Origin of the sequence: Dactylosporangium fulvum (genome assembly GCF_025137375.1) — a bacterium.
Lineage (GTDB): Bacteria > Actinomycetota > Actinomycetes > Mycobacteriales > Micromonosporaceae > Dactylosporangium > Dactylosporangium fulvum.
The window spans coordinates 10,463,844-10,487,146 of record NZ_CP073720.1; the positions used below are offsets into that span (position 1 = coordinate 10,463,844).

The following is a 23,303-nucleotide window of genomic DNA, read 5'->3' on the forward strand; positions in this document are numbered from 1 at the left end:
GCGCTCTGCTTTGGCCCGTTCTTCCTTTTATTCATGGCTCGGGTCCGTGCAACGCACGACCGTTGCTCCCGCCAGACACCGGTCGGGCCTTGACGGCCCTCCCTGCCATCGCCGTCGTGCCAAGCCCCCACCGCTGCCGATCTCGCGACCGCGGTGTCCCGCCGTGGTGCGGCGGTCAGGAGAGGTCGAACTCGCGCTCGATGCGGACCCTCGCCTCGAGTTCCAGCAGCACCTTCTTGCGCCACAGGCCGCCGCCGAAGCCGACCAGCTTGCCGTCCGCGCCGACCACGCGGTGGCACGGGATGATGACCGGGAGTGGGTTGCGGTTGCACGCCACGCCGACCGCCCGGGCCGCGTCCGGCTCACCCACCGCTGACGCTATCTGGCCGTAGGTGCGCATCTCGCCGTAAGGAATGGCGTAGAGCTCGCGCCAGACCGCACGCTCGAAGTCGGATCCGCCGGGCACCGACAGGGGCACCGTGAACCGCAGCGGCTCGCCCCCGAAATACCGTGCCAGCTCGTCCGCCGCCAGCTCCAGCGTGCCCTCCAGCGGCACCGTCGCGGCCGGCGCGCCGCCGAATCGGACGCCGCACACGCCGACGTCGTCGACCGCTACCCCGAGGGCATCGATCGGCGCGGGAACTTCACCCCATCGCACGGTGTCAATTGTGCCTCTTCGCCGGACGGACCAGGTGGCACGCGGGGGTTACCCTCCAGGTGGCATGAGGGAGGGGACCGCGAGGTGGCGACGACGTTCCTGGTGATCGGCGGCATCGGTGTCGCCGTGCTGGCGGTGTCGGTGCTGATCGGTGACCTTTTCCACATCGGCCACCCCGACGCCGCCGGTCCGTTCTCGCTGCCCGCGGTCGCCGGGTTCATCGGTGCGTTCGGGTTCGCCGCCGCGATCGTCGCAGCGGTCACCGACTCGAAGGTCGCACCCGTCGTCGTCGGCGCCGTGGCCGCGGTCCCGACCGCCTGGCTGGCCACGAAGCTGGCCCGGATGGCCATGAACATGCGGACCGACGCCACCCCGACCCAGCAGGACATGATCGGCACCACCGGGGTGGTCGTCACCCCCATCACCCCGAACGGGTTCGGCGAGATCCGCATCTCGCTGGGCGGCCAGCCGGTCAAGCTCAGCGCCCGCGCCGACAAGCCGATCCCGCTGGGCGCCCGGGTCTTCGTCATCGAGGCGACCAGCTCCACCAGCGTGATCGTCGAGGAAACCCCCATCTGAGTCGGCGCAACGCCCCTGACCAGGACGTCGAAGTAACGCCTATATACGAAGGAAGCAGATGGACACTGTTCTGCTCGTAGCGATCGGCGGCGCCGTGCTGCTGGTCTTGTTCCTCGTGCTGTTCATCGTGTCGCGGATCAAGGTGGCCGGGCCCAACGAGGCGTTCATCATCACCGGCCGCAAGGGCAAGTCGGTGCAGGGTCTCGACGGGACCCGGTCGACCGATCTCTCCGGGCAGAAGGTCGTCATGGGCGCGTCGGTGTTCGTCGTGCCGATCGTGCAGAAGCTGCAGGTCCTCGACCTGTCCAGCCGCCGGATTCACGTCGAGATCACCGGCGCGGTGAGCAAGCAGGGCATCCGCGCCAACCTGCAGGGCGTCGCGATCGTCAAGGTCGGCGGCACCGAGGACGCGATCCGCGCCGCCGCTCAGCGGTTCCTCAACCAGCAGCAGGGGATCGACCTGTTCACCAGCGAGGTGCTCGCCGGTGCGCTGCGCTCGATCGTCGGCCGGCTCACCATCGAGGAGATCATCCGCGACCGCACCGCGTTCGCCGGAGCCGTGGCCGAGGAGGCCGAGCACTCGCTGACCAACCAGGGTCTGGTGCTCGACACCTTCCAGCTGCAGGACATCTTCGCCGAGGGTTCGTACCTCGCCGACCTCGGCCGCCCCGAGGCCGCCCGCGTGCTGCGCGACGCCGCCATCGCCGAGGCGCACGCCCGGCAGGCCGCCGAGTCGGAGCGGTTGAAGTCGGAGGAGGCGATCGCCGAGGCGAACCGGAACCTCGCCCTGAAGCAGGCCGGCATCCAGGCCGAGATCGACGCGGCCAAGGCGAAGTCGGCCGCGGCCGGCCCGCTCGCCCAGGCCGAGCGGGACCAGGCGATCCTCGCCGAGCAGCAGAAGGTTGCCGAGCGCAACGCCGAGCTCAAGCAGCGCCAGCTCGACACCGAGGTCCGCAAGCCGGCCGACGCCGAGCGGTACCGCGTCGAGCAGGAGGCCGAGGCCGCCAAGAACGCCGCGATCGCGAACGCCGAGGCGCAGCGGCAGGCGACCATCGCGGCCGCGCAGGCCTCCGCCGAGCAGGCGCGTCTCACCGGTGAAGGTGAGCGGTCCCGCCGTGCCGCGCTCGCCGAGGCCAACGCGATCGAAGGTGCCAAGGAGGGTGAGGCGGAGCAGCGGCGCCGTGTCGCCATCGCCGATGCGCTCGAGCGTGAGGGTGCCGCCGAGGCGTCCGCGATCCTGGCCCGCGGCCAGGCCGAGGCGGAGGCGATGCGGCTCAAGGCCGACGCGTTCGCGACGTACGGCGAGGCGGCCATCCTCGACCTGCTCGTGCGCGTCATGCCCGACGTGGTGAAGGCCGCCAGCGACCCGATGGCCAACATCGACAAGATGACGGTCATCTCGACCGACGGCGCGTCGTCGCTGACGAAGTCGGTGGCCAACAACGTGGCCCAGGGCCTGCAGCTGGGCACCGACCTCACCGGCATCGACCTCGCCAAGCTGCTCAGCAAGCTGGGTGGCCTGGCCACCGACGAGCCGGTGAACGGCCGGCCGGCGGTCGAGGCACCGAAGTCCTGACCGTTCGTCGCGCAGAAGGCCCGTGCCGTCTTGTCGGTGCGGGCCTTCTGCATGTGCCCGGACCTCAGGGCACCGTAGGCTTTTGCCGTGTCCGCCGCTGCAACACCCGCACCTGCTCAGTCCCAATTCGTGCGGTCGGTTCTGCGGCAGCAGGGTTTCCGCCGGCTGCTGGCGGTGCGGGTGATCGCCCAGGTCGGCGACGGGCTGTTCCAGGGTGCGCTCGCCGGCAGTGTGTTGTTCAACCCGGAGCAGCGGGCCGGCGCCATGGCGATCGCGGCCGGCTTCGCGGTGCTGCTGCTGCCGTATTCGCTGATCGGGCCGTATGTCGGGGTGTTCCTGGACCGCTGGCGCCGCCGCTCGATCATCGCCGTCGCCAACTCGATCCGCGCGCTGCTGGTGCTGCCGATCGCGCTTTACATCTGGCACGGCAACGAGTCGCTCGTGGCGTTCCTCCTGGCCCTCGTCGTCATCGGCCTCAACCGGTTCTTCCTGGCCGGCCTGTCCGCAGCCACGCCACACGTGGTCGACGACCACATGCTGGTGACCGCGAACTCGTTCTCCGCGACACTCGGGTCCCTGAGCTTCTCGGTCGGCATCGGCACCGGCGCCGCACTCATCAAGGGCGTGCTGGCGACGTCGTTCCACGGCTACGCACTGCTCGCCGCCATGGCGACGATCTTCTATGTGACCTCGGCACTCATCGGCCGGCTGTCGTTCGGCCCCGAAGAGCTCGGCCCCGACGCGGCGGACCGGCACGGCGTCCCGATCCGGGAGGCCGTGCGCGAGGTGAATCAGGGGACGATCGCCGGGGTGAGGCACCTCGTGGTCAAGCGCGGCGCGGCCTACCTGGTCCTCGCGCAGTCCGCGTTCCGGCTGCTCTACGGCGTTGTGCTGCTCGCGAGCCTGCTGTTGTTCCGCACCGTGTTCAACACGGGCAGTGAGGTCAGCGACTCATTCGGTACCATCGCCAACGCTTTTCTCGCCGGCGGCGTGGGGATGGTGATCGCGTCGTTCGTGACGCCCCCGGTCGCCCGCCGGATCGGCGGCTGGCGGTGGGTGGCGGTCGCGGTGGCCGCGACCGGGTTCGCGATCCTGGGCTTCGGCCTGCCGTTCGACCCGGTGCTCCTGCTCGGCGCGGTCTTCGTGACCAGCCTCGCCGCTCAGGTTCTCAAGATCGTCACCGACACGGCGCTGCAGCACGAGTGTGCCGACGAGTTCCGCGGCCGGGTCTTCAGCATCAACGACACGGCGTTCAACCTGACGCTTGTCGCCGGGATGTACCTCGGTGCGCTCACCCTGCCGGACAACGGCCGGTCGGCGGCCGCACTGATCGTGGTCGCGATCGGATACGTGCTGGTGGCCACCGGCTACTTCGTGCTGGGCGGCCGGTGGGCCCGCCGGGTCGGCGACGACATCGCCGACCCCGACGGGGCCGCCAAGATGCTGATCAGGCGTTAGCTCTTCTTCGTCAGCGTCGACTGGATCCGGGCGGTGTTCAGCGTCAGCGTGCTGCTGGAGCAGGTGTACTTCGACGGGTCGTCACCCGGGCTGAAGTCCTCGGTCTCGTTGACGCCGAGGCTCGGCGCGCTGACGGTGCCCTTGCCGTCGCTCTTGACGTTGGTGTAGGCGATGCTGCCGCCGGCGGTGCGCACCTCCGCGGTCACGTTGGCGTTGACCGTGAGGACGACGTGGGCCTTCGTGCCGTTGACCGAGGGGTCGCCGGAGAACTGCGTCTCCTTGTACGTCTGGGTGTGCTTGCCGTCCGCGGTGAACGTGAACACCGCGCCGTTCTTGTCGAGCTTGAACGGCACGTCGCCGATGCCCTGCATCGAGACCTGCTCGGTGTAGGTCTTGGTCTCCCACGTGCCGACGAGGCACTCGTCGATGACCGCGCTCGGCTTGGCGCTCGCGCTCTTGCTCGGGCCGCTCGTGGTCTGGCCGGGCTGCGCGACCGGGGTGTCCTTCGGGTCGTCGCCGCCCTTTTTCACCGCGACCACGACGATCGCGACGACCAGCAGCCCCAGCACTCCGGAGAGGGCGAGGACCGGCACGAGGAACTTGTTCTTCTTCGGCGGGGTCGGCGAGGCGCCGTACTGCCCGCCGTAGGTGGCCGGCGGGTACGAGGGCGGGCCGCTGACCTGCCCCGGATACCCCGGGCCGCTGACCTGGTCCGGGAACGAGGGGTCCTGGCTGGGGTAACCGGCATAGGGCCCGCCGCTGTACGGCGCGCCGCTGTACGGCGATCCGCTCGTCGGCGGTTGCGGCGCCTGCGGGACGCCTCGATAGGTGCGGCACTGCGTGCAGTAGCCGTTCGCATCAATGCCCATGCCGCCGCAGGTTGGACACGGCTGCATGTCTGCCTCCAAGAATCGGGGTAATCACTCGACGAGGGGGATCGTGTAGCGACGGTAGCCGACACGGTCTACGTGCAGAAGCGACCGAATCGCCACATGCACGACGCAACCGGGGTCAGAGTTCCGACAGCGGCGGACAGCGCTCGAACCGTCCAGGAAAGAATGCTCGGCGTGATCGTCGTATTCGCCGGGACCTCCTGGGACGGTGTGGCCGGCTCGGATCGCCTGCTCGCCACCGAGCTCACCGCCCACACCGACGTGCTCTGGGTCGACCCGCCGATCTCGGCGGCGACCCCCGACCGGTACCGCTACGGCGCCTCCCGGCTCGGGATGGCCCCGCAGCTGCGGCGGGTGTCGCCTTCCTTGCACCGGTTGACCCCGCGGGCGCTGCCGATGCACACGCGGCCCTACGTGAAGGTGAGCACGGCGGCGCTGCTGCGCTCGCAGGCGCGGTGGGCGCTGCGTAGGCTCGGCCGCCGCCCGGCCGCGGTGATGGCCTGCAACCTCGTCGACGTCCTGCGCGGCTGGGAGCCCGGCGTGACGAAGGTGCTCTACGGCACCGACGACTTCGTCGCGGGCGCCGCGCTGATGGGGCACGACGCGGACCGGGTCGCCGCCGACGAGCGGCGCCAGCTGGCGAACGCCGATCTGGTGGTGGCGATTTCGACGGTACTGGCTGAGCGTTGGACGTCGATGGGCGCTCGCCGCGTGGAACTGATCCCCAACGGCGTGCAGACATCCGCTTACCGCGATTTGTCGCTTTTGTCGCCAGCGCCGGAGGCCGGTGGCCTCACCTCGCCCATCGCCGGCGTCATCGGGCAGTTCTCCGACCGCACCGACTTCGACCTGCTGGCGGCCCTCGCCGACGACGGCATCTCCCTGCTGCTCGTCGGCCCGCACGACGCACGGTGGGAGCCCGAGCGCTTCCCGCAGCTGGTGGCGCGGCCCAACGTGGTGTGGGTCGGCCGGCAGCCCTTCGAGAAGGTGCCGTCGTTCCTGCGGGCCGTTGACGTGGGGGTCACGCCGTACCGGGACACGCCGTTCAACCGGGCCTCGTTCCCGCTCAAGACGCTGGAGTACCTCGGCGCCGGCAAGCCGGCGGTGAGCACCGATCTTCCTGCCGTCCACTGGCTCGACTCCCCGCTGGTCCGTGTCGCGAACACCCCGAAGGAACTGGTCAGCGCGGTGTGTGAGGCCGCCGCCGAGTCCAGCGTGCCGGAGCTGGTCGCCGCCCGCCGCGCGTTCGCCGAGCAGCACTCGTGGGCCCAGCGCGCGGCAGCCCTGGCGTCGGCGCTGGGTCTGTCTCGCTGACATCACGACACTTTGTGATCGTAGAATCACTGAGTGTCGTCATCTGAGCAGTTTGAGCCGCCTGCACCCGGGGCGCCGTTGCCGCACGAGCTGGCCGAGCCCCTGCCGCCGGCAGCACCCGACCCTGGGGCGCCGGGTGCACTGCCGGCGTCGGCGCTGCGATCGTCGGCACCACGCGACGCCGACGAGGCCGAGGAGCAGTTTCCGCCGCCGTCTCCAGCCGGGGACGAGCCCGCCCCGGTCCGACGGCGGCGCTGGGTCGCGCCGGTCGTGGCCGGGCTCGGTGCCCTGCTCGTGCTCTGCGGGATCGGCACCGCGCTCGTCTACGTCTCGACCGGGGAGAAGGTGCAGCGCGCCGTCGCGCCGTTGACCTCGCACGCTGCCTCACCGGGCGGGAATCCCGGCGCGCCGGTCGGCGAGGCGCCGATCACCTCGCCGGGCGCCGGAACGAGCCGCGGGCCGACCGCCGGGCCGACCGCCGCCGCGCCGGCACCGGCCACCGGCGTGCCCTGCGCATACGCCTCGGCGGGCCGGGGCAACGGCGAGGTGCGGCTGGCCGCGACCCCGGCACCGCGTGCGACGCTCACCGGCAAGCTCACGGCGACGATGGAGACCAACCTCGGCGCGATCGGCCTGCAGCTCTTCGCAGACCGCGCGCCGTGCACCGTGAACTCCTTCGTCCATCTGTCCCGCGACGACTTCTACACCGACACGCCCTGTCACCGGCTGACCACCGATGGCCTGTGGGTGCTGCAATGCGGCGATCCGGGCGGGACCGGGACCGGGACCCCGGGGTACCAGTTCGGCGACGAGAACCTGCCGACCACCCTGCCGCCCTACCCGCGGGGCACCCTGGCCATGGCCAACGCCGGGCCAGGGACCAACGGGTCGCAGTTCTTCATCGTCTACAAGGACAGCGGCATCCCGCCGGACTACTCCGTCTTCGGCATGGTGACCAGCGGCCTTGACCTGCTGGACCGGATCGCCGCGGAGGGCACGGCCACCGGCACCGCCGACGGGCCGCCGAAGCTCGCCGTGCAGATCACCGAGATCAGGGTGTCTTGATGCCCTCGGCCGCCGCCCAGCGCAGCAGCTCGGCCTCGGCCTCGTCGCGGTCCAGCGGGCCGCGTTCCAGGCGCAGCTCCTTGAGGTGGCGCCACGCCTTGCCGACGATCGGCCCCGGCGGCACCCCGAGCAGCTCCATGATCGCGTTGCCGTCGAGGTCGGGCCGGACCCGCGCCAGGTCTTCCTCGGCCGCGATCCGGGCGATGCGCGCCTCGAGCGCGTCGTAGTCGGCCGCGAGCTGGGCCGCCTTGCGACGGTTGCGGGTGGTCACGTCCGACCTGGTGAGGCTGTGCAGCCTGGGCAGCAGCGGGCCGGCGTCGGTGACGTAGCGCCGGACGGCCGAGTCGGTCCACTCGCCGCGGCCGTAGCCGTAGAAGCGCAGGTGCAGCGCGACGAGCTCGGCAACGTCGGCGATGACGTCCTTGGGGAACTTCAGCGCCTTCATCCGCTGCTTGGTCAGCCGGGCGCCGACGACCTCGTGGTGGTGGAAGCTCACGCCGCCGTCGGGCCCGACCGCCTTGGTGGCCGGCTTGCCGATGTCGTGCATCAGCGCGGCCATGCGCAGGACGAAGTCGGGGCCCTCCTTCTCGTGGCCGATGGCGTTGCGCACCACGATCAGCGTGTGCTCGTAGACGTCCTTGTGCTGTGCGTGCTCGTCGATCTCCAGCTTGAGACCGGACAGCTCGGGCAGGAACTGCTCCGCCAGGCCCGTGTCGACCAGCAGGCGCAGGCCGGTGATCGGGTCGGCGCCGCACATGAGCTTGACGAACTCGTCGCGGATCCGCTCGGCCGTGATGCGGGACAGGTCACCCGCCATCTCCCGCATCGCCGTGTAGACCTCGGGCGCGACCTCGAACCGCAGCTGGGAGGCGAACCGGGCGGCGCGCAGCATGCGCAGCGGGTCGTCGGCGAACGACTCCTCCGGCGTGCCCGGGGTGCGCAGCACACGCTGGGCGAGGTCGGTCAGCCCGCCATACGGATCCGTGAACTCGTGACCCGGCACGGACACCGCCATGGCGTTGACGGCGAAGTCACGGCGACGCAGGTCGTCGATGAGGCTGTTGCCGTATTGCACGATGGGGTTGCGGCTGACCCGGTCATACGCGTCCGCACGGAACGTGGTGATCTCGATCCGCAGGCCACGCCGGGCGATGCCGATCGTGCCGAACTCCGCTCCGGTCGTCCACACCGACTCGGCCCAGCCCTTGACGACCTGCAACGTCTCGTCCGGGCGGGCGTCGGTGGTGAAGTCGAGGTCGTCGCCGAGGCGCCCGAGCAGCGCGTCGCGGACCGAACCGCCGACGAGGTGCAGCTCGTGACCGGCCGCGACGAACCGGCGGCCGAGATCGTCGGCGACGGGAGAAACACGGAGCAGCTCGTGCACGGCACGGCGCTGCGCCTCGGTGAGGGCACGTGAGGTTTCGGACATCGGTCGGACAGCCTATCGCTACAGTCGGGGCAGGCACCGAGGGTAGCCGTCCGGTGTGGATCGGGTCGCGTGAAATCCGCGGGCACCGGAAGTGTCGGTGGATGCCACTATGGTCTGTGCTTGCGAGCGGAAGTACGGCCGAGTTGGGGTGTAGCGGATGGACCCGGCACAAGACGGGCGCTGGAGCAACGAGCCGACGGTCGCCCTGAGCCCTGTCGGGCAGCATCGCGCCCCGGAGGCGCCCACGGTGCCACTGACCCATGTGGACCCGGCCAACGCGCCGACCGTGCGGCTGCCACTGGTCACGCCGCCACCACAGGTGGTCGCCGACGCGCCCCTGATCGAGGAGAGCGCACCCCCGCCGGCACCCGGTGAGGACGAGAGCACCGGCACCGTCGTGCGCAACAGCAGCACGATGGCGATTCTGAGCCTGATCAGCCGGGGCACCGGGTTCATCCGGGCGGCGGCGATCTCGGCCGCGATCGGCGGCGCGGTCGTCGGTGACGACTACACGCTCGCCAACAACCTGCCCAACCAGATCTACGAGCTGCTGCTCGGTGGCGTCCTGGCCAGCGTGCTCATCCCGACCCTGGTGCGGGCGCGCAAGGAGGAGCCGGACCGCGGCGAGGCCTATGCACAGCGCCTGCTCACGCTGGCGGTGATCGCGCTCGGCGCGGCGACCCTGATCGTGGTGCTGGCGGCACCGCTGATCACCGCCGTCTACACACTCGGCAACGACCGGGTGACCACGGCCGACCGCGACCTGATCACGTTCCTGGCCTATCTCCTGCTGCCCGAGATCTTCTTCTACGGGTTGGCCGGCATCTTCGCCGCGATCCTCAACGTGCGCGGCCACTTCGCCGCGCCGATGTGGACGCCGATCCTCAACAACGTCGTCATCATCGCCACGGCCGGCGCGTTCATGCTGGTCCGCGGGAAGGGCCTGCCCACCCCCGAGACGATCACCGTGCCGCAGGTGCTGGTGCTGGGCATCGGCACGACGCTCGGCATCGTGATCCAGGCGCTGGGGCTGTGGCCGGCGATGCGCAAGACCGGGTTCCGCTGGAAGTGGCGCTTCGACTTCCGCAAACTGCACCTGCGCGAGCTGGGCAAGCTCGGCGCCTGGATGCTGCTCTACGTCGGGGTCAACCAGCTCGGCATCACGGTCGTGATGATGCTGGCGAAGAACAACCAGCTCCGCGGCGGCGACGGGCCGATCATCTTCAACAACGCGTTCCTGATCTTCATGATGGCGCACGGCATCGTGGCGGTCTCGGTGATCACCGCGATGATGCCGCGGATCTCCTCGGCTGCGGCCGACGGCCGGTTCGGCGACGTGACCGAGCAGCTGTCGCAGGGCACCCGGCTGGCGTCGGTGATCCTGATCCCGGCGGCCACGATCTACCTGGTCCTCGGCCAGCCCTTGGCGGTGACGCTGTTCAACTGGGGCGAATACGGATACGACGCGGCCCTCGCCACCGGCTGGGTGGTCAGTGCGGCCGGCCTCGGCCTCGTGCCGTTCGCGCTGAGCCAGATGCAGACCAGTGTCTTCTACGCGCTGCGCGACACCCGGACACCCGCCCTGGTCAACGTCGGTGGTGTGGCGATCCGCCTCCTGCTCGACGTCGCCTTCTACTTCGTCCTTCCGGTCGCCGCCGTGACGGCGTCGCTGATGGTCGGCACCGCGCTGTCGTTCGTCGCCGCCCTCTTGTTGGGGTATTGGCTGCTGCGCACCCGGCTGGGCCGGCTCGGCCTGGCCCGCGTCGCGGACACGCTGGCTCGCCTGGCCGGTGCCGCGGCCGTGGGCGGTGTGCTGGCGTTCGCCGTCTCGTGGGGCATCGGCCGCATGATGGACCCGGGCAAGGTCATGGGCGTGGTGCAGCTGATCGTGGGTGGCGCGGTGCTGCTGGTGGCCTACGTCGCGATGGCGGTGGTCCTGCGGGTGCCCGAGGTCCGCCAGTTCGGCAACCTGTTCAAGGCCAAGTTGGGCCGATGACGACCGGCCCGGCCGACCCCGCTGGAAGCCGCGCGTGATGTGCCGACCGGCCGCAACCGCCGACCGTGTTGGCGACGTCCTTTTTCCGGGGCAGCGTGCCTCCGACAGGCGGCCGCGGGGCACGGGCCGCCGGAGGTTCCAGGAGGTGGCGGTGAGGCTGGTCACGGCGGCTGACGCAGCGCGTCACAAGCGCGGTCGTGGCCGGTGGACGGAAGCGTCGAAAGGCCAGCTCCGACCCACCGGACAGCTCGATGGAATGCGGATGAACCGTAAATGACGGTGATGTCCGGCATGGGTGATCAATTGGCATCGTGCAGGGTGGTCCGGAGATGATGACGTGTCAGAACCCGGAGAGCTGACCGGTAAGGTCAACCTCGACGCCTCGCCGGAGCGCTTAGGCTTAGTGACTGCGACTCGCGTTACGACGGACGCCACAGGTGGGCACACGGATCGGAAGGGAGGACGGGTGGCTGAGCTCGACGAAGGGCTGGAGACTCCGGGTGGCATCCCGCAGGTCCTGACCTTCGGCACCCCATCCGTCGGTGAAATCCTTGCCGAGCGATACCAGCTCGAAGAGCACATCGGCAACGACTCATTGGGCCGTCAGCTGTACCGCGGCATCGACGTCATCCTGCGCCGCCCCGTGGCGGTGGTCCTGCGGTATCCGGGCGGCGACAGCGCCAAGGAGATGCTCGGCGCGGCCGTGGCCGCCAGCCGCATCGTCCACCCGCACCTGGTCGGCGTCTACGACGCGATCGACGAGGGCGACAAGGCATACGTGGTCCGGGAGTGGGTCGACGGCATCGCGCTGCGCGACATCGTCGCCTCCGGTCCCCTCGACTCCGGCCGGTCGGTCGCGATCGCCTGGGCGGTGACCGACGCCGTCGCGGCGCTGCACGGCACCGGAATGGCGCACGGAAACGTGCACCCGGGCACCGTCCTGGTCGCGCACGACGGCCGCGTGGTGCTGACCGACGCCCGGTCCGACGACGGCGCGACGCCGGAGACCGACATCCGGGCGATCGGCGCGATCCTCTACTGCGCCCTCACCGGGCACTGGCCGCACGCCGAGGTCGGCCCCTCGTCCGTCCCCGACGGTGTCCGTGACTCGTCGGGCACGCTCACCACGCCGCGCCAGGTGCGCGCGGGTGTGCCGGCGCACCTCGACTCGCTCGTCACCGACCTGCTCAACCCCGACCTGCCGCTGCCGTCGGCCGAGTCGCTCGCGGGCGAGCTGGCCTCCTTCGGCAGCTTCGACGAGGAGGAGATCGCGGAGGAGACCGGGCGCGCGCTCGACTTCGACGCATTCGACTCCGCCGCACAGTCCACCGCGCCGCCGAAGCCGGCCGGGCGCAAGCTCGCCGTCGGCGTCGTCGGGCTGCTGGTCCTGGCGCTGGCCGGCACGCTCGCGGCCGCCCGGGTGCTCGGCGACCCGGTGAAGCACGACACGCAGCCGGGCACCTCGCCGTCCGGGACGACCGCGTCGCAGCCGGTGAAGCCCGCCGGGCAGCCGACCGTGCTGAAGCTCGACGCGTCGAAGGTGCGGATCGTCGACCCCGACGGGAACCGTTCCGAGGTGAAAAACGCCCAGAACACGATCGACGGCAATGCCACCACGGTCTGGCAGACCGAGCGATACACGAAGCCCAACTTCGGTGACTCCAAGAAGGGCATGGGCATCTGGATCGACCTGGGCGAGAGCCGGCAGGTCGTGTCGGTCCAGGTCGACCTGACCACGCCCGGTGCCGACGGTGAGCTGCGCTCGGGCACGGCGGACCTGGGCAGCGGCAGCGCCCAGGATCAGCAGACCGTCGCGCAGTACACGGTCGTGGGCTCCGCGAAGTCCGCGATGGGCGGCACGACGCTGTTCCCCGGGCCGGAGCAGCCGACGCGGTATCTCATGGTGTGGATCACCAAGCTGCCGAAGGAGAGCAAGGGCGGCGGATACCGGGTTGCTATCGGAGAGATAACCGTCCGCGTCCAGTAGCCCCCACGAGTCGCTCGCGGTCGATAAGGTGCCTGCCGTGGACGTAGCACGGCCGGACGCGCAGGAGATGCGCGACGACACGTCGCTGTTGCGCGCCCACGCCGCGGGCGACCCCAACGCGTTCGCCGAGGTGGTCCGGCGGCACAGAGACCGGTTGTGGGCGGTCGCCCTCCGCACGACGGGCGACCGCGAAGAGGCCGCCGACGCGCTGCAGGACGCACTGATGTCCGCGTTTCGGGCGGCGAACAACTTCCGCGGCGACTCCGCCGTCACCACCTGGCTGCACCGCATCGTGGTCAACGCCTGCCTGGACCGGATCCGGCGGCGGCAGGCCCGCCCGACGGTGCCACTGCCCGAGACCGACGTCACCCCGGCACCCGCCACCGACCGCGACACCGCGATGGACGTCCGCCAGGCGCTGCAGCAGTTGCCGGTCGAGCAGCGCGCCGCACTCGTGCTCGTCGACGTGCAGGGATACGCGGTTTCCGAGGCGGCCGCGATGCTGGGCGTCGCGGAGGGCACCATCAAAAGCAGGTGCGCGCGCGGCCGGGCCCGGCTGGCCCTGCTACTCGGTCACCTGCGGAACCCGGGCACCGACCCGAGCGTCCCATCTCCGATCAGCCCCGCCACGTCACGGAAGGAGGGTGGCGCATGACGGCCTTCTCGGATGCCGACCTCGACCGGCTCGCCGACTTCGTCGGCGGGGCGCTCGACGGCACCCCCGAGGCCGACGACGTGCGCCGCCTGGTCAGCACCGACGTCACGTGGGCCGAGGCATACGCGTCGCTGGTGACCGCCGACGCCGCCGTGCGTGACGAACTGCGGGCGCTGGGGACGGAGGCACAGCCCGTACCGCCCGATGTGCAACAGCGCCTGGACGCGGCCCTGGCGACGGCACTCACCGCACCCCCGGCGGACGCCGTCGTGGTTGATCTGGCGCGAGCGCGCGAAGCGCGCAAGCGGCGGCGGCAGCGCTGGCTCGTCGGCCTCGGCGCGGCGGCGGCCGTGCTGGCTTGCGCCGGCATCGGCGTCCAGGTCGTCCGGCAACAGGTCACCAACTCCTCCGACTCCGCCGCGACCAGCGGCTACGCGCCGGAGGGCACGCGCGGCTCGGCGATGGCTCCCGACGCGGTGGCGCCGAACAGCGCCAGCGGCGGGTCGCCGGGCTCCGCCTCGGCGATCATGAAGACAGGCCGCGACTACGGCCCGGACACCGTCGGCCAGCTGGCACAGAGCTCCCCGGCACCGCCGGCGGCGCTCAGCGCGGGCGGAAGTCCTGGCAAGCGCACCGACCTGTCGGAAGAGGTGCCCGACTCCCTGCGGCGGCTCGGCGACCCGGCAGCGCGGACCGACTGCCTGAAGGCCATCACCGGGGAATACGGTGGACAGGTGTCGCTCGTCGACTACGCCCGGTTCGAGGGTCAGCCCGCGCTGGTCGTGATCGTCGACGGCACCCGACTCGGGGCCGGCAAGCGCCTTGTCGTGGTCGTCGGGCCGAACTGCGGGCTCGGCGGCGCGATCGGCGAAGAGCGGTTCCGGGGCACGGCCTGACCTTTCGCCGTGCCAGACCCGCCACCAGGCGGTGATGTGGCACACGAGTCACCGGTTCTCGGGAATGGTCGGTTCGTAGGATGACGTTTTGGTGGCACAGGCTGAATTCGAGGAGTCGACCGTGGACGAGGTCCGCAACCTGATCATCGTGGGGTCCGGCCCTGCCGGGTATACGGCTGCCGTCTATGCCGCCCGAGCCAACCTCAAACCGCTGGTGATCGAGGGTGTCACCTCTGGTGGTGCGCTTATGACGACCACCGAGGTCGAGAACTACCCCGGTTTCCCGGATGGGATCCTCGGGCCGGAGCTCATGGACAATATGCGCAAGCAGGCCGAGCACTTCGGCGCGGAGTTCGTCACCGACGACGCGACCCGCGTGGCGCTCGAGGGCCCGGTGAAGAGCGTCTGGGTCGGCGAGACCGAATACCGCGCCCGTGCCGTCATCCTCTCCACCGGCTCCGCCTGGCGGCCGCTCAACGTGCCGGGCGAGCAGGAGCTGCTCGGGCGGGGCGTGTCGTCCTGTGCCACCTGTGACGGCTTCTTCTTCCGCAATGAGGAGATCGTGGTCGTCGGCGGCGGTGACTCGGCGATGGAGGAGGCGACGTTCCTCACCCGGTTCGCCAAGAAGGTCACCATCATCCACCGCCGTGACCAGTTCCGCGCCAGCAAGATCATGGCCGAGCGCGCCCTGAACAACGAGAAGATCGAGGTCCGGTGGAACAGCGTGGTCACCGGCGTTCTCGACAGCGGCGGTCGCGTCGGCGGTGTCCGGATCAAGGACGTGCACACCGGCGAGGAGACCGTCCTCGACGTGGCGGGCGTGTTCGTGGCGATCGGCCATGACCCGCGGAGCGAGCTGTTCCGCGGCCAGGTCGAGCTCGACGAGTCCGGCTACGTGAAGGTGGCCTCGCCCGGCACGCGCACCGACGTCGAGGGTGTGTTCGCCGCGGGTGACCTGGTGGATCACACCTACCGGCAGGCGATCACCGCCGCCGGCACCGGTTGCGCGGCGGCGCTGGACGCCGAGCGCTACATCGCGACGCTGTAAGGTTTTTCGGCAGTCTGAACAGAGGAGAGCGCATGGGAGCGATCCAGCCCGTCAGTGACAAGACCTTCGAGGTCGACGTCCTCAAGTCGGATATTCCGGTCTTGGTGGACTTCTGGGCTGAGTGGTGCCAGCCGTGCCGCAAGATCGAGACGATGCTGAACGAGATCGCCGCCGGCGACCTGGCCGACAAGGTCAAGATCGTCAAGGTGGATATCGACAGCAATCCGGAGACGGCCCGCGCATACCAGGTGCTGTCCGTGCCGACGCTGACCGTCTTCAAGGACGGCGCGCCGTTCCGCTCGGTCGTCGGCGCCAGCCCGAAGAGCGCACTGGTCCGCCTCATCGAGTCGGCGCTCGAGCCGGCCTGACCGGCGCCTCCCCTCATCATCGGCCCGCCCCGCGTCCGGTTCCGGACGCGGGGCGGATCGCTGTGGGGCGGCTTCGAGCCCGGAGCGGTACGCTGCGGGGGCATTCGCCCCGTAACGGCGCGCTCGGCCGGGCACGTACGATTCCCGGAGCCACAGGCATTCCATCCGTCCCGGAGCCACCGGCATTTCAGGAGGACCACATGCGTGCGATCCAGCGCGGAGCGCGGGGCGCGGCGGTTGCCGAGATCCGCAGCATCCTTGTCGTGCTGGAGCTGCTGGTCGAAGACACTTCGCCGTCCTCCGACCCGGTCTTCGACGAGGCCACCGAGCGGGCTGTGCGGGCCTTCCAACAGAGCCGCGGCCTGACCGTCGACGGTGAGGTCGCCGACGAGACCTGGCGCGCCCTCGACGCCGCCCGCTGGCGGCTCGGCCAGCGGGCGCTGTTCCACACCGTCGCCGACCCGTACATCGGCGACGACGTGCGTCAGCTGCAGGAACGCCTGCTGGAGATGGGCTACAACCCGGGTCGCGCCGACGGCATCTACGGCAGCCGCACCGCGCACGCCGTCGCACAGTTCCAGCGTGAGGTCGGTCTGCGCCCCGATGGGGAGTGCGGGCCGGCGACCGTGGGCGCCCTGCGCCGGCTCGGCCGCAAGGTGATCGGCGGCCGGCCGCAGCTCCTGCGCGAGGCCGAGGCCTTCCGCGAGTCCGGCCCGACGCTGCTCGGCAAGCGCATCGTGATCGACCCGGGGCACGGCGGCCCGGACACCGGCCACGTGGTCCCCGACGGCCCGCTGCGGTGGACGGAGGCGGACCTCGTATATGACCTCGCAGCCCGTCTGGAGGGCCGTCTGGCGGCCGCGGGCATGCGGGTGAACCTCACCAGGGGTCCGGTGCCCACAAACGCGCTGAGCGACCGTGACAGGATCCAGCTCGCCAACGAGCTCGGCGCCGATCTCCTCATCTCCATCCACCTCGACGGCCACCGCAACCCTGAGGCATCCGGCGTGGCCACGTATCACTACGGCACCGTCTCCGGCCCCACTTCGATCGTCGGGGAGCGACTGGCCGGGCTGGTGCAGCGCGAGATCGTGATGCGGACCGGCCTGCGCGACTGCCACACCCACCCGAAGACCTGGGAGCTTCTGCGGCTCAGCAGGATGCCGGCGGTGCGGGTCGACGTCGGCTACCTGACCTCGCCCTCGGACCGGCAGCAGCTGGTCGACCCGGCGTTTCGCGACCGGGTCGTCGAGGCGATGATGGCGGCCGTCCAGCGGATGTATCTGCCGGTCGAGGCGGACGTGCCGACCGGCTCGATCGACGTCAGCCTGCTCCGTGCGCTGACGGCGGCGCCGACGTCCTGAGTCTGGGTTTCCGCCTCAGCCTGACGTCATTTCGCGGGTCGCCGGGCGGACCGGGAGCACCGGGCGCAGGAGCGACTCGGGGCTCATCGAGCCGAGGAGCTTCTCCAGCGCATACTCGACGTCCGACTTCCACGACAGCGCGGTGCGCAGCTCCAGACGCAGTCGCGGATACCGCGGATGGGGTCGAACCGTCTTGAAGCCGATCGACAGGAAGAAGTCGGCCGGGGCGAGGCAGCCCCGCTCGTTGCGGCCGGCCTCGTCGACCTCGCCGAACTTCGCGTCGCCGAACGCCTCGATCGCCTTGACGCCGCGCTTGGTGAGATCGCGGGCGACTCCCTGGACCAGCATCCGGCCCAGCCCGCCTTCGGCGAACGGCTGCACGACGTGCGCGGTCATCAGCAGCACCGCGTCGGGGGAGACCGGCGAGGTGGGAAACGCCATGGACCGCGGGACATACGCCGGCGGCGCGAACATGACGAACCCGGCGGGCATGCCGTCGACGTAGACGAGCTTGCCGCACGAGCCCCACTCAAGGAGGGTTTGTGAGACCCAAGCCTCCTTTTCCAGTCCCGGGTCGCCGTTGGCGCAGGCCCGATCGGCAGCAACCGGATCGAGCTCCCAGAACACACATCCGCGGCACGATCGAGGAAGATCCTCGAGGGTGTCGAGCGTCAGACTGACGAGACGTCGCGACATTGGCCCATCTCCACCGCACCCGGCGCACGCGCCGTAGCTCCTCCGCCAACCGTCATGATGGTACGCACCCGGTACCGCGTGTGGGAGTCATCCGCCCACAGTTCCTCACCCTCACCGCCCCATCGCGGGGGAGTCGGTGCGGATGCCCAGGTCGGAGGCCGTTCGCCACGGACCGCAAAGCCTGGCAACGGGTCCACCGGCACGGCCCAGCAACCGGTTCGACGGTGCGGGCCGCACGTAAAGGCGTCTATCAGTTCGCCTGGTCGGCTCGTCCGAATGAGGCCCTGCGGTAGCAGACCACCGCGCCAATTCACCCGGGTGAATCATCAGGCCCTTTCGGCCGCCCCGGGCGTCATGAGTCCCAGGCGTCGGACGGGCGGCTCTTCCGGGACGGGGCCGGTTGTGCCCTCAGGCTCCGCGCTCGTGGTCTGCTTCTGCGGCCGGCTGCGTCGTGGACAGCTGCGCCGGCTCGGCGTCGGGAGCCTCGCCGTTACCCTCGGCCGGCTCGCGCACCGCGGCGGCCGGCTCGCCAGTCTTGCTCGCAGGCTCGGGAGCCTCGGCGGGGGTGCCCGGGTCGCCGAACGTCGAAGGTTCGTCCTTTGCGTGTGCCTCTTCGCTCAGCTTCGCCGGAGCGGTCCAGTTGATCCGGGGCGGCTCGGCGAGTGGGCGACCGCCGAACTCCGCGAGCCAGGCGGCAACGAGCGCAAGGTTCTCGCGCCACTGCTCCTCCGGGATCGGCGGAAGAATGTCGTCCCACAGGGCGAGGAACGTGCCCTGTAGTTGAAGCCGCCCATAAGGCCGGGCGAGGAACCACAGATGCAGGTGTGCCGCGCCGTCACCCCAGCGATTCACGTGAACCCGCGCAACGCCGTCGAGAGAACGGATCGCCCGCTCGATCCGAACCGTCATCACGCCCAGCTCGGCCGCGAGCATGTTGGGCAGATCTCCGAGGTCGAGGTGCGACCGCGACTCCAGAATGAGTACCGCAGGCAGGCCCGTCGGCCGATCAAGACTGCGGACCCGCCAGCGATCGCTCACCCAGATATACGCCTCGTCCGGGGCTCCACAGGCACGGCACTCGGCGGGGTTGTCACCATGCCGGGGTGGTTCTACCGGGACCGGGTCCAGGAGCCGCTTCACCCGGAGGTCGCCCTCGAACGGGAACGTCGGCCAGTAGGTGAACGCGGGCAACTGCTGAGGCGTATCGGGCACGTGCCGACCCTAGCCGACCGCGGTGGTGGTGTCCGCACCCTGTGGATAGTGACCGCCATGGCTTCCTTTCGACAGCCTTCATCCACAGGCTTTCGGGCCCCCTACCACGCTGTTTCACGTGAAACGACGTCCCCTGTGGATAACCCCTGTGGATAACGTTCGCCCAGCGCCTTTCTCTCAGCGTTTCTCGGGAGCGTCTTTTGAGCGGCTCGACGAATCCGAACCGGCTCCGAGGGCCTCCCGGGCGGTATCGGGGGTGAATGAGGGACGGAGTGGCCCTGTTCGGCCGACAGCAGTGGTACGGCCGCGAGCGGATCGGCTGAAAGCGCTGCGGCTGTTGACCCCGCTGCTCGTTGAACCCGGTTCCTCCGGCCGCTTCGGGTGACGCGCACGAGACGACCCCATCGCCGACCCAGACCACTCGCGTCGCCTGAAGCCGGCCTTCCTCTCGCATGACCCCACCGCTCGCTGGCCGGCGCCGAGTCGTGGAACGGCACTCGCGTCCGAATTCCCTCGCCCGGCTCAGGAAGAGGCCGGCCGAGGCAAACAATAGGGCCGGACCCAAACGCCGGGTCCGGCCCTGTGCTCGTCGGGTGGTGAGTTACTCCCGCTGACCGCTACGGTCGTCGACGCCGATGATGCCGACAATGCGCTCGAGGTCGTCGACCGTGGCGAACTCGATCGTGATCCGACCCTTGCGCCGGCCGATGTCGACCTTGACCCGGGTGTCGAACCGATCCGCGAGCCGGTCTGCCAGGTCGGACAGTGCCGGGGCGTGTGGCTTGCCGCGCCGCTGCGGGGCCGACGACTTCTTCGTCGAGCCGCCCTCCGCGACCGAGAGCTGGACGAGCTCCTCGGTTGCCCGTACCGAAAGGCCTTCGGCGACAATGCGGGTCGCGAGGGACTCCTGCTCCTCCGAGTTGTCCAGGCCGAGGAGCGCTCGGGCGTGCCCGGCCGACAGGACGCCGGCGGCGACCCTGAGCTGCACCTGGGCGGGGAGGTTCAGGAGGCGGATGGTGTTCGAGATCTGGGGGCGGCTCCGGCCGATGCGCTTCGCGAGCTCCTCATGCGTCGCGCCGAACTCGTCGAGCAGTTGCTGGTAGGCCGCCGCTTCTTCGAGTGGGTTGAGGTTGGCCCGGTGGATGTTCTCCAGCAGTGCGTCCCGGAGCATGGCGTCGTCGCGCGTGTCCCGGACGATCGCCGGAATGGCTTCCTTGTCCAGGGCTTGGGCGGCCCGCCAGCGGCGTTCGCCCATGACCAGCTCGTACTGCTTCTCTTCGGTCCGCTCGCTGTCGCGCAGTTCGCGAACGACGATCGGCTGGAGGAAGCCGACCTCCTGGATCGAGGTCTTCAGCTCGTCGATGGCCTCGTCATCGAAGACCTGCCGGGGCTGCTTCGGGTTCGGGACGATCGCACCGACCGGAATCTCGGCGAAGCGAGCACCCGGGACCGGAGCGAGGGTGCCGGCGACTTCGGTCGGTGCGCCGGGCGTCGGGGGTGTCGCCAGCGCGGTCGCCGTGCCTACCGCGCCGTCGGCCGGCGCGGCGGCGGTTGGGATGAGGGCACCGAGCCCTCGCCCGAGACCTCCACGTCGGTTGGACTTCATGCGACTCCTCCCACCTGCACGCCCTGCGCACCGCGCAGCGCGATCTCCTGTGCCGCCTCGAAGTAGCTGACAGCACCCCGAGACCCGGGATCGTACGTCATCACGGACTGGCTGTAGCTCGGAGCCTCGGACACCCGGACGTTACGGGGGATCACGGCGTTGAGGCACTTTTCGCCGAAGTGGTTCCGCACGTCCTGCTCGACCAGGTCGGCAAGGCGGGTGCGCCGGTCGTACATCGTCAGCAGCACCGTCGAAATGTCGAGCTTCGGGTTCAGGTGGGACCGCACCAGCTCGATGTTGTTGGTGAGCGCCTGGACGCCCTCAAGGGCGTAGTACTCGCACTGGATCGGGATAAGCACCTCTTCGGCGGCGACGAGCGCGTTGACCGTCAGCAGGCCGAGGGACGGTGGGCAGTCGATGAAGATGTAGTCGTAGTCGGAGCCGCCGGCCTCGATCGCCCGCTTGAGTCGCGACTCGCGGGCGACGACCGAGACGAGCTCGATCTCGGCGCCGGCGAGGTCGATCGTGGCGGGCACGGCCCACAGGTTCGGGATGCCCTCGACCTGCTGGGTGACCGCGTCGAGCGGGGCTCCGTCGATGAGGCAGTCGTACACGTCCGGGACGCCGGAGTGGTGCGGAACGTTGAGGCCGGTCGAGGCGTTGCCCTGTGGGTCGAGGTCGATCACGAGCACACGGTTGCCGTGAAGCGCCAGGGCCACGGCGATGTTCACCGCCGTGGTGGTCTTGCCCACCCCGCCCTTCTGGTTCGCCACGCACATCGTGCGGCGCCGTGGTGGGCGGGGCATCGTGATTTCCCCGCTCGGGTTGAGAATCTCCACGGCGCGCTTTGCCTCCTGTGCCAGCGGCGGGTCTTCGGTTTCACGTGAAACATACGCGTCAGTCATTGCGCCCTCGGTATCCGCGGTGACGGACGGGTGCGGCCGGGGCGAGGGCGGAGTCCGACGCTCGGACCTTACTTCGGCCCTCGAATCGGCTTTCGCCTCGGCCCTGTCGGCCGGAGGGGCGTCGACAGTCGGCGATGCTCCCCGGCCGTAAACAGTACCGGTTGAGCGGTCCGCAGTCGGGGCGCCGACATGAAACTCCACCATGGCCCCGCGTGTCGGCTCAGGCGTGTGGGGCACCTGCGGCGGTCGGACGCGGTGGGGGTCATGGGGCTCGTAGGGGTGGACCGGCTCGTGGGGTCCGCCGTGAGCTACAGCACCCGGAGGTGTCGCCTGTCCGCGGGCCGGCTCGTGCGGCTGGTGGGACTCCGCTCTGGGCTGAGGTACGCCACGACCGGCCGGGCGAACGCCCCAACCCTCGATGCCTGTTTCACGTGAAACGTGGTCGTCGCCGTAGTGGCTGTCACCGTACTCCGGAACATCACCGCTGTCGCGCACCATGTCAGTCCCGTCCCGCTCGGAAAGATTGGTACTCTCGGCCACCCCTGCGGTCTGGAACGCAAGAGCGGCGCGCGGCCAGCCTACGGCGCTCCGCCGAGTGGAGCCATGGCTCTTGGGCGCGTCGTTGGGCTTGTCACCCCTGACCGAGCGCCAAAAGACCAGAAATCCGTCAACCCGGCGAAGTAGCCCGCCCAGCCGCTGCATCGGCGACGCCGGCCACCCGATGCCGACCGCCCTGCTGTCCCCCATGGAACCCTCCGCGTTCCCCGTCCCCGGGGCCGCGGTTTCCGCCCCCGGGTTATCGTGCGCGGCGCCCTCCGGAGCTCCGGTGGCGCGCGACCTCCCGCTCTCGTACGACCTCAACGACCGTGGTCGGCTCGGCGAGGATCTCGTCCCCGCACGTCCGCACCGACGGGGTCGCCGCCCCCATCCGTGCGAGCGCCTCCGCGTGTTCCGCGATCTCGGCCGCGGCGGAGGCGCCCTTCAACGCGAGCAGTCGACCACCGATGGCGGTGAGGGGGAGACACCAGCCGGCGAGCCGGTCGAGTGGAGCGACTGCCCGGGCGGTGACGACATCGGCGAGGGGGATCTTCCCGACGCACTCCTCGGCCCGGGCCCGCACCACCGTGGTCCGATCCAAGCCGAGCGCCGTCACCGCTTCGGAGAGAAAGGCGGTACGTCGTGCGAGCGGCTCGACCAGGGTGACGGAAAGGTCGGGACGAGCCACTGCCAGCACCATACCGGGCAGGCCGGCCCCGGACCCGACGTCGACGACCGAGGCACCCGACGGAATGAGATCCGCGACCACGGCGCAGTTGAGCAGATGGCGCTCCCAGATGCGCGGCGCCTCCCGGGGCCCGATGAGCCCGCGGACGACGCCGTCGGTGATGAGGAGTTCCGCATACTGCTGAGCCAGGGGGAGCCGGTCCCCGAAAAGCTTGCCGGCAGCGGGGAGAACCTCTTGTGGGACAGCGTCATCCATGGCTCAAGGAAATCACGACGGCGGGCTTGGACGGCGAGCGCCCTCACGTCCCTGTTCGGGCTTCTTGGCCGGTTCGGGTCTGCCTACCTGCCAACGCATCAGCACGGCGCCGGGGAGG

20 protein-coding genes are annotated in these 23,303 nt (G+C 70.2%); 12 read left to right on the forward strand and 8 right to left on the reverse strand.

Annotation, left to right across the window (positions count from 1 at the left end):
* Positions 1–175: 175 nt before the first annotated feature.
* Positions 176–658: a methylated-DNA--[protein]-cysteine S-methyltransferase gene (locus Dfulv_RS48250; RefSeq protein ID WP_259860504.1), complete on the reverse strand. Its 483-nt coding sequence runs from the start codon at positions 656–658 to the stop codon at positions 176–178.
* An 84-nt stretch (positions 659–742) separates the two neighbouring features.
* Here Dfulv_RS48250 and Dfulv_RS48255 point away from each other — a divergent pair, with 84 nt between their 5' ends.
* The 3 genes from Dfulv_RS48255 to Dfulv_RS48265 all read left to right on the forward strand — a co-directional run bounded on the left by Dfulv_RS48255 (position 743) and on the right by Dfulv_RS48265 (position 4,271).
* Complete coding sequence (locus tag Dfulv_RS48255; RefSeq protein WP_259860505.1) at positions 743–1,237, forward strand: NfeD family protein; 495 nt, start codon at positions 743–745, stop codon at positions 1,235–1,237.
* 58 nt (positions 1,238–1,295) lie between these two features.
* Entirely contained in the window at positions 1,296–2,813 is a 1,518-nt protein-coding gene (locus tag Dfulv_RS48260) for a flotillin family protein (protein WP_259860506.1), read from the forward strand.
* Between the two features lie 129 nt (positions 2,814–2,942).
* Positions 2,943–4,271: an MFS transporter gene (locus tag Dfulv_RS48265; RefSeq protein ID WP_259860507.1), complete on the forward strand. Its 1,329-nt coding sequence runs from the start codon at positions 2,943–2,945 to the stop codon at positions 4,269–4,271.
* On the opposite strand, the gene Dfulv_RS48270 is transcribed toward Dfulv_RS48265, so the two are convergent.
* Positions 4,268–5,140, reverse strand: a complete 873-nt coding sequence (locus Dfulv_RS48270) for a hypothetical protein (RefSeq protein ID WP_259860508.1) — start codon at positions 5,138–5,140, stop codon at positions 4,268–4,270. The two genes, Dfulv_RS48265 and Dfulv_RS48270, sit on opposite strands and share 4 nt — an antisense overlap.
* Positions 5,141–5,338: 198 nt before the next feature.
* On the opposite strand from Dfulv_RS48270, the gene Dfulv_RS48275 reads away from it, so the two are divergent.
* Complete coding sequence (locus Dfulv_RS48275; protein WP_259860509.1) at positions 5,339–6,478, forward strand: glycosyltransferase; 1,140 nt, start codon at positions 5,339–5,341, stop codon at positions 6,476–6,478.
* A gap of 33 nt (positions 6,479–6,511) precedes the next feature.
* Entirely contained in the window at positions 6,512–7,543 is a 1,032-nt protein-coding gene (locus tag Dfulv_RS48705) for a peptidylprolyl isomerase (protein ID WP_319805745.1), read from the forward strand.
* On the opposite strand, the gene Dfulv_RS48285 is transcribed toward Dfulv_RS48705, so the two are convergent.
* On the reverse strand, positions 7,530–8,972 hold the full coding sequence (locus tag Dfulv_RS48285; RefSeq protein ID WP_259860510.1) for a CCA tRNA nucleotidyltransferase: 1,443 nt from the start codon (positions 8,970–8,972) through the stop codon (positions 7,530–7,532). The genes Dfulv_RS48705 and Dfulv_RS48285 overlap by 14 nt on opposite strands.
* 157 nt (positions 8,973–9,129) lie before the next feature.
* On the opposite strand from Dfulv_RS48285, the gene murJ reads away from it, so the two are divergent.
* From murJ to Dfulv_RS48320, 7 genes are all read left to right on the forward strand, one after another.
* Positions 9,130–10,968, forward strand: a complete 1,839-nt coding sequence (gene murJ / locus Dfulv_RS48290) for a murein biosynthesis integral membrane protein MurJ (RefSeq protein ID WP_259860511.1) — start codon at positions 9,130–9,132, stop codon at positions 10,966–10,968.
* Between the two features lie 466 nt (positions 10,969–11,434).
* Positions 11,435–12,955 (forward strand): protein kinase family protein, encoded by a 1,521-nt coding sequence (locus Dfulv_RS48295; RefSeq protein ID WP_259860512.1) that lies wholly within the window; start codon positions 11,435–11,437, stop codon positions 12,953–12,955.
* Positions 12,956–13,022: 67 nt separating this feature from the next.
* On the forward strand, positions 13,023–13,610 hold the full coding sequence (sigM, locus tag Dfulv_RS48300; RefSeq protein WP_259869738.1) for an RNA polymerase sigma factor SigM: 588 nt from the start codon (positions 13,023–13,025) through the stop codon (positions 13,608–13,610).
* Positions 13,607–14,506, forward strand: a complete 900-nt coding sequence (locus Dfulv_RS48305) for a hypothetical protein (protein ID WP_259860513.1) — start codon at positions 13,607–13,609, stop codon at positions 14,504–14,506. Before sigM ends, Dfulv_RS48305 begins: the two co-directional genes overlap by 4 nt.
* 121 nt (positions 14,507–14,627) lie before the next feature.
* Complete coding sequence (trxB, locus tag Dfulv_RS48310) at positions 14,628–15,554, forward strand: thioredoxin-disulfide reductase (RefSeq protein ID WP_259869741.1); 927 nt, start codon at positions 14,628–14,630, stop codon at positions 15,552–15,554.
* A gap of 32 nt (positions 15,555–15,586) precedes the next feature.
* Positions 15,587–15,922: a thioredoxin gene (gene trxA / locus Dfulv_RS48315; RefSeq protein ID WP_259860514.1), complete on the forward strand. Its 336-nt coding sequence runs from the start codon at positions 15,587–15,589 to the stop codon at positions 15,920–15,922.
* Between the two features lie 200 nt (positions 15,923–16,122).
* Positions 16,123–17,286 carry an N-acetylmuramoyl-L-alanine amidase gene (locus Dfulv_RS48320; protein WP_259860515.1) on the forward strand — a complete coding sequence of 388 codons (1,164 nt, stop codon included), beginning with the start codon at positions 16,123–16,125 and terminating at the stop codon, positions 17,284–17,286.
* Positions 17,287–17,301: 15 nt separating this feature from the next.
* On the opposite strand, the gene Dfulv_RS48325 is transcribed toward Dfulv_RS48320, so the two are convergent.
* The 5 genes from Dfulv_RS48325 to rsmG form a co-directional block, all read right to left on the reverse strand.
* Positions 17,302–17,982, reverse strand: a complete 681-nt coding sequence (locus tag Dfulv_RS48325) for a GNAT family N-acetyltransferase (protein WP_259860516.1) — start codon at positions 17,980–17,982, stop codon at positions 17,302–17,304.
* 408 nt (positions 17,983–18,390) lie between these two features.
* The gene (locus tag Dfulv_RS48330) at positions 18,391–19,173 is read right to left on the reverse strand and encodes a hypothetical protein (protein ID WP_406568066.1); all 783 of its coding nucleotides are present in this window, start codon (positions 19,171–19,173) and stop codon (positions 18,391–18,393) included.
* Positions 19,174–19,795: 622 nt separating this feature from the next.
* Entirely contained in the window at positions 19,796–20,800 is a 1,005-nt protein-coding gene (locus Dfulv_RS48335) for a ParB/RepB/Spo0J family partition protein (protein WP_259860518.1), read from the reverse strand.
* Positions 20,797–22,203, reverse strand: coding sequence for a ParA family protein (locus Dfulv_RS48340; protein ID WP_406568067.1), 1,407 nt, complete (start codon positions 22,201–22,203; stop codon positions 20,797–20,799). The genes Dfulv_RS48335 and Dfulv_RS48340 overlap by 4 nt, the downstream gene beginning before the upstream one ends.
* A gap of 298 nt (positions 22,204–22,501) precedes the next feature.
* On the reverse strand, positions 22,502–23,185 hold the full coding sequence (gene rsmG / locus Dfulv_RS48345; RefSeq protein WP_259860519.1) for a 16S rRNA (guanine(527)-N(7))-methyltransferase RsmG: 684 nt from the start codon (positions 23,183–23,185) through the stop codon (positions 22,502–22,504).
* Positions 23,186–23,303: the final 118 nt, after the last annotated feature.

What these genes read in the sequence shown, in the direction of transcription:
- trxA (WP_259860514.1), top strand. Translation starts at nt 15,587, where the DNA reads ATGGGAGCGATCCAGCCCGTCAGTGACAAGACCTTCGAGGTCGACGTC.
- Dfulv_RS48320 (WP_259860515.1), top strand. Translation starts at nt 16,123, where the DNA reads ATGCGTGCGATCCAGCGCGGAGCGCGGGGCGCGGCGGTTGCCGAGATC.
- Dfulv_RS48325 (WP_259860516.1), bottom strand. Translation starts at nt 17,982, where the DNA reads ATGTCGCGACGTCTCGTCAGTCTGACGCTCGACACCCTCGAGGATCTT.
- rsmG (WP_259860519.1), bottom strand. Translation starts at nt 23,185, where the DNA reads ATGGATGACGCTGTCCCACAAGAGGTTCTCCCCGCTGCCGGCAAGCTT.
- Dfulv_RS48305 (WP_259860513.1), top strand. Translation starts at nt 13,607, where the DNA reads ATGACGGCCTTCTCGGATGCCGACCTCGACCGGCTCGCCGACTTCGTC.
- Dfulv_RS48335 (WP_259860518.1), bottom strand. Translation starts at nt 20,800, where the DNA reads ATGAAGTCCAACCGACGTGGAGGTCTCGGGCGAGGGCTCGGTGCCCTC.
- Dfulv_RS48260 (WP_259860506.1), top strand. Translation starts at nt 1,296, where the DNA reads ATGGACACTGTTCTGCTCGTAGCGATCGGCGGCGCCGTGCTGCTGGTC.
- murJ (WP_259860511.1), top strand. Translation starts at nt 9,130, where the DNA reads ATGGACCCGGCACAAGACGGGCGCTGGAGCAACGAGCCGACGGTCGCC.
- sigM (WP_259869738.1), top strand. Translation starts at nt 13,023, where the DNA reads ATGCGCGACGACACGTCGCTGTTGCGCGCCCACGCCGCGGGCGACCCC.
- Dfulv_RS48340 (WP_406568067.1), bottom strand. Translation starts at nt 22,203, where the DNA reads ATGGTGCGCGACAGCGGTGATGTTCCGGAGTACGGTGACAGCCACTAC.
- Dfulv_RS48285 (WP_259860510.1), bottom strand. Translation starts at nt 8,972, where the DNA reads ATGTCCGAAACCTCACGTGCCCTCACCGAGGCGCAGCGCCGTGCCGTG.
- Dfulv_RS48270 (WP_259860508.1), bottom strand. Translation starts at nt 5,140, where the DNA reads ATGGGCATTGATGCGAACGGCTACTGCACGCAGTGCCGCACCTATCGA.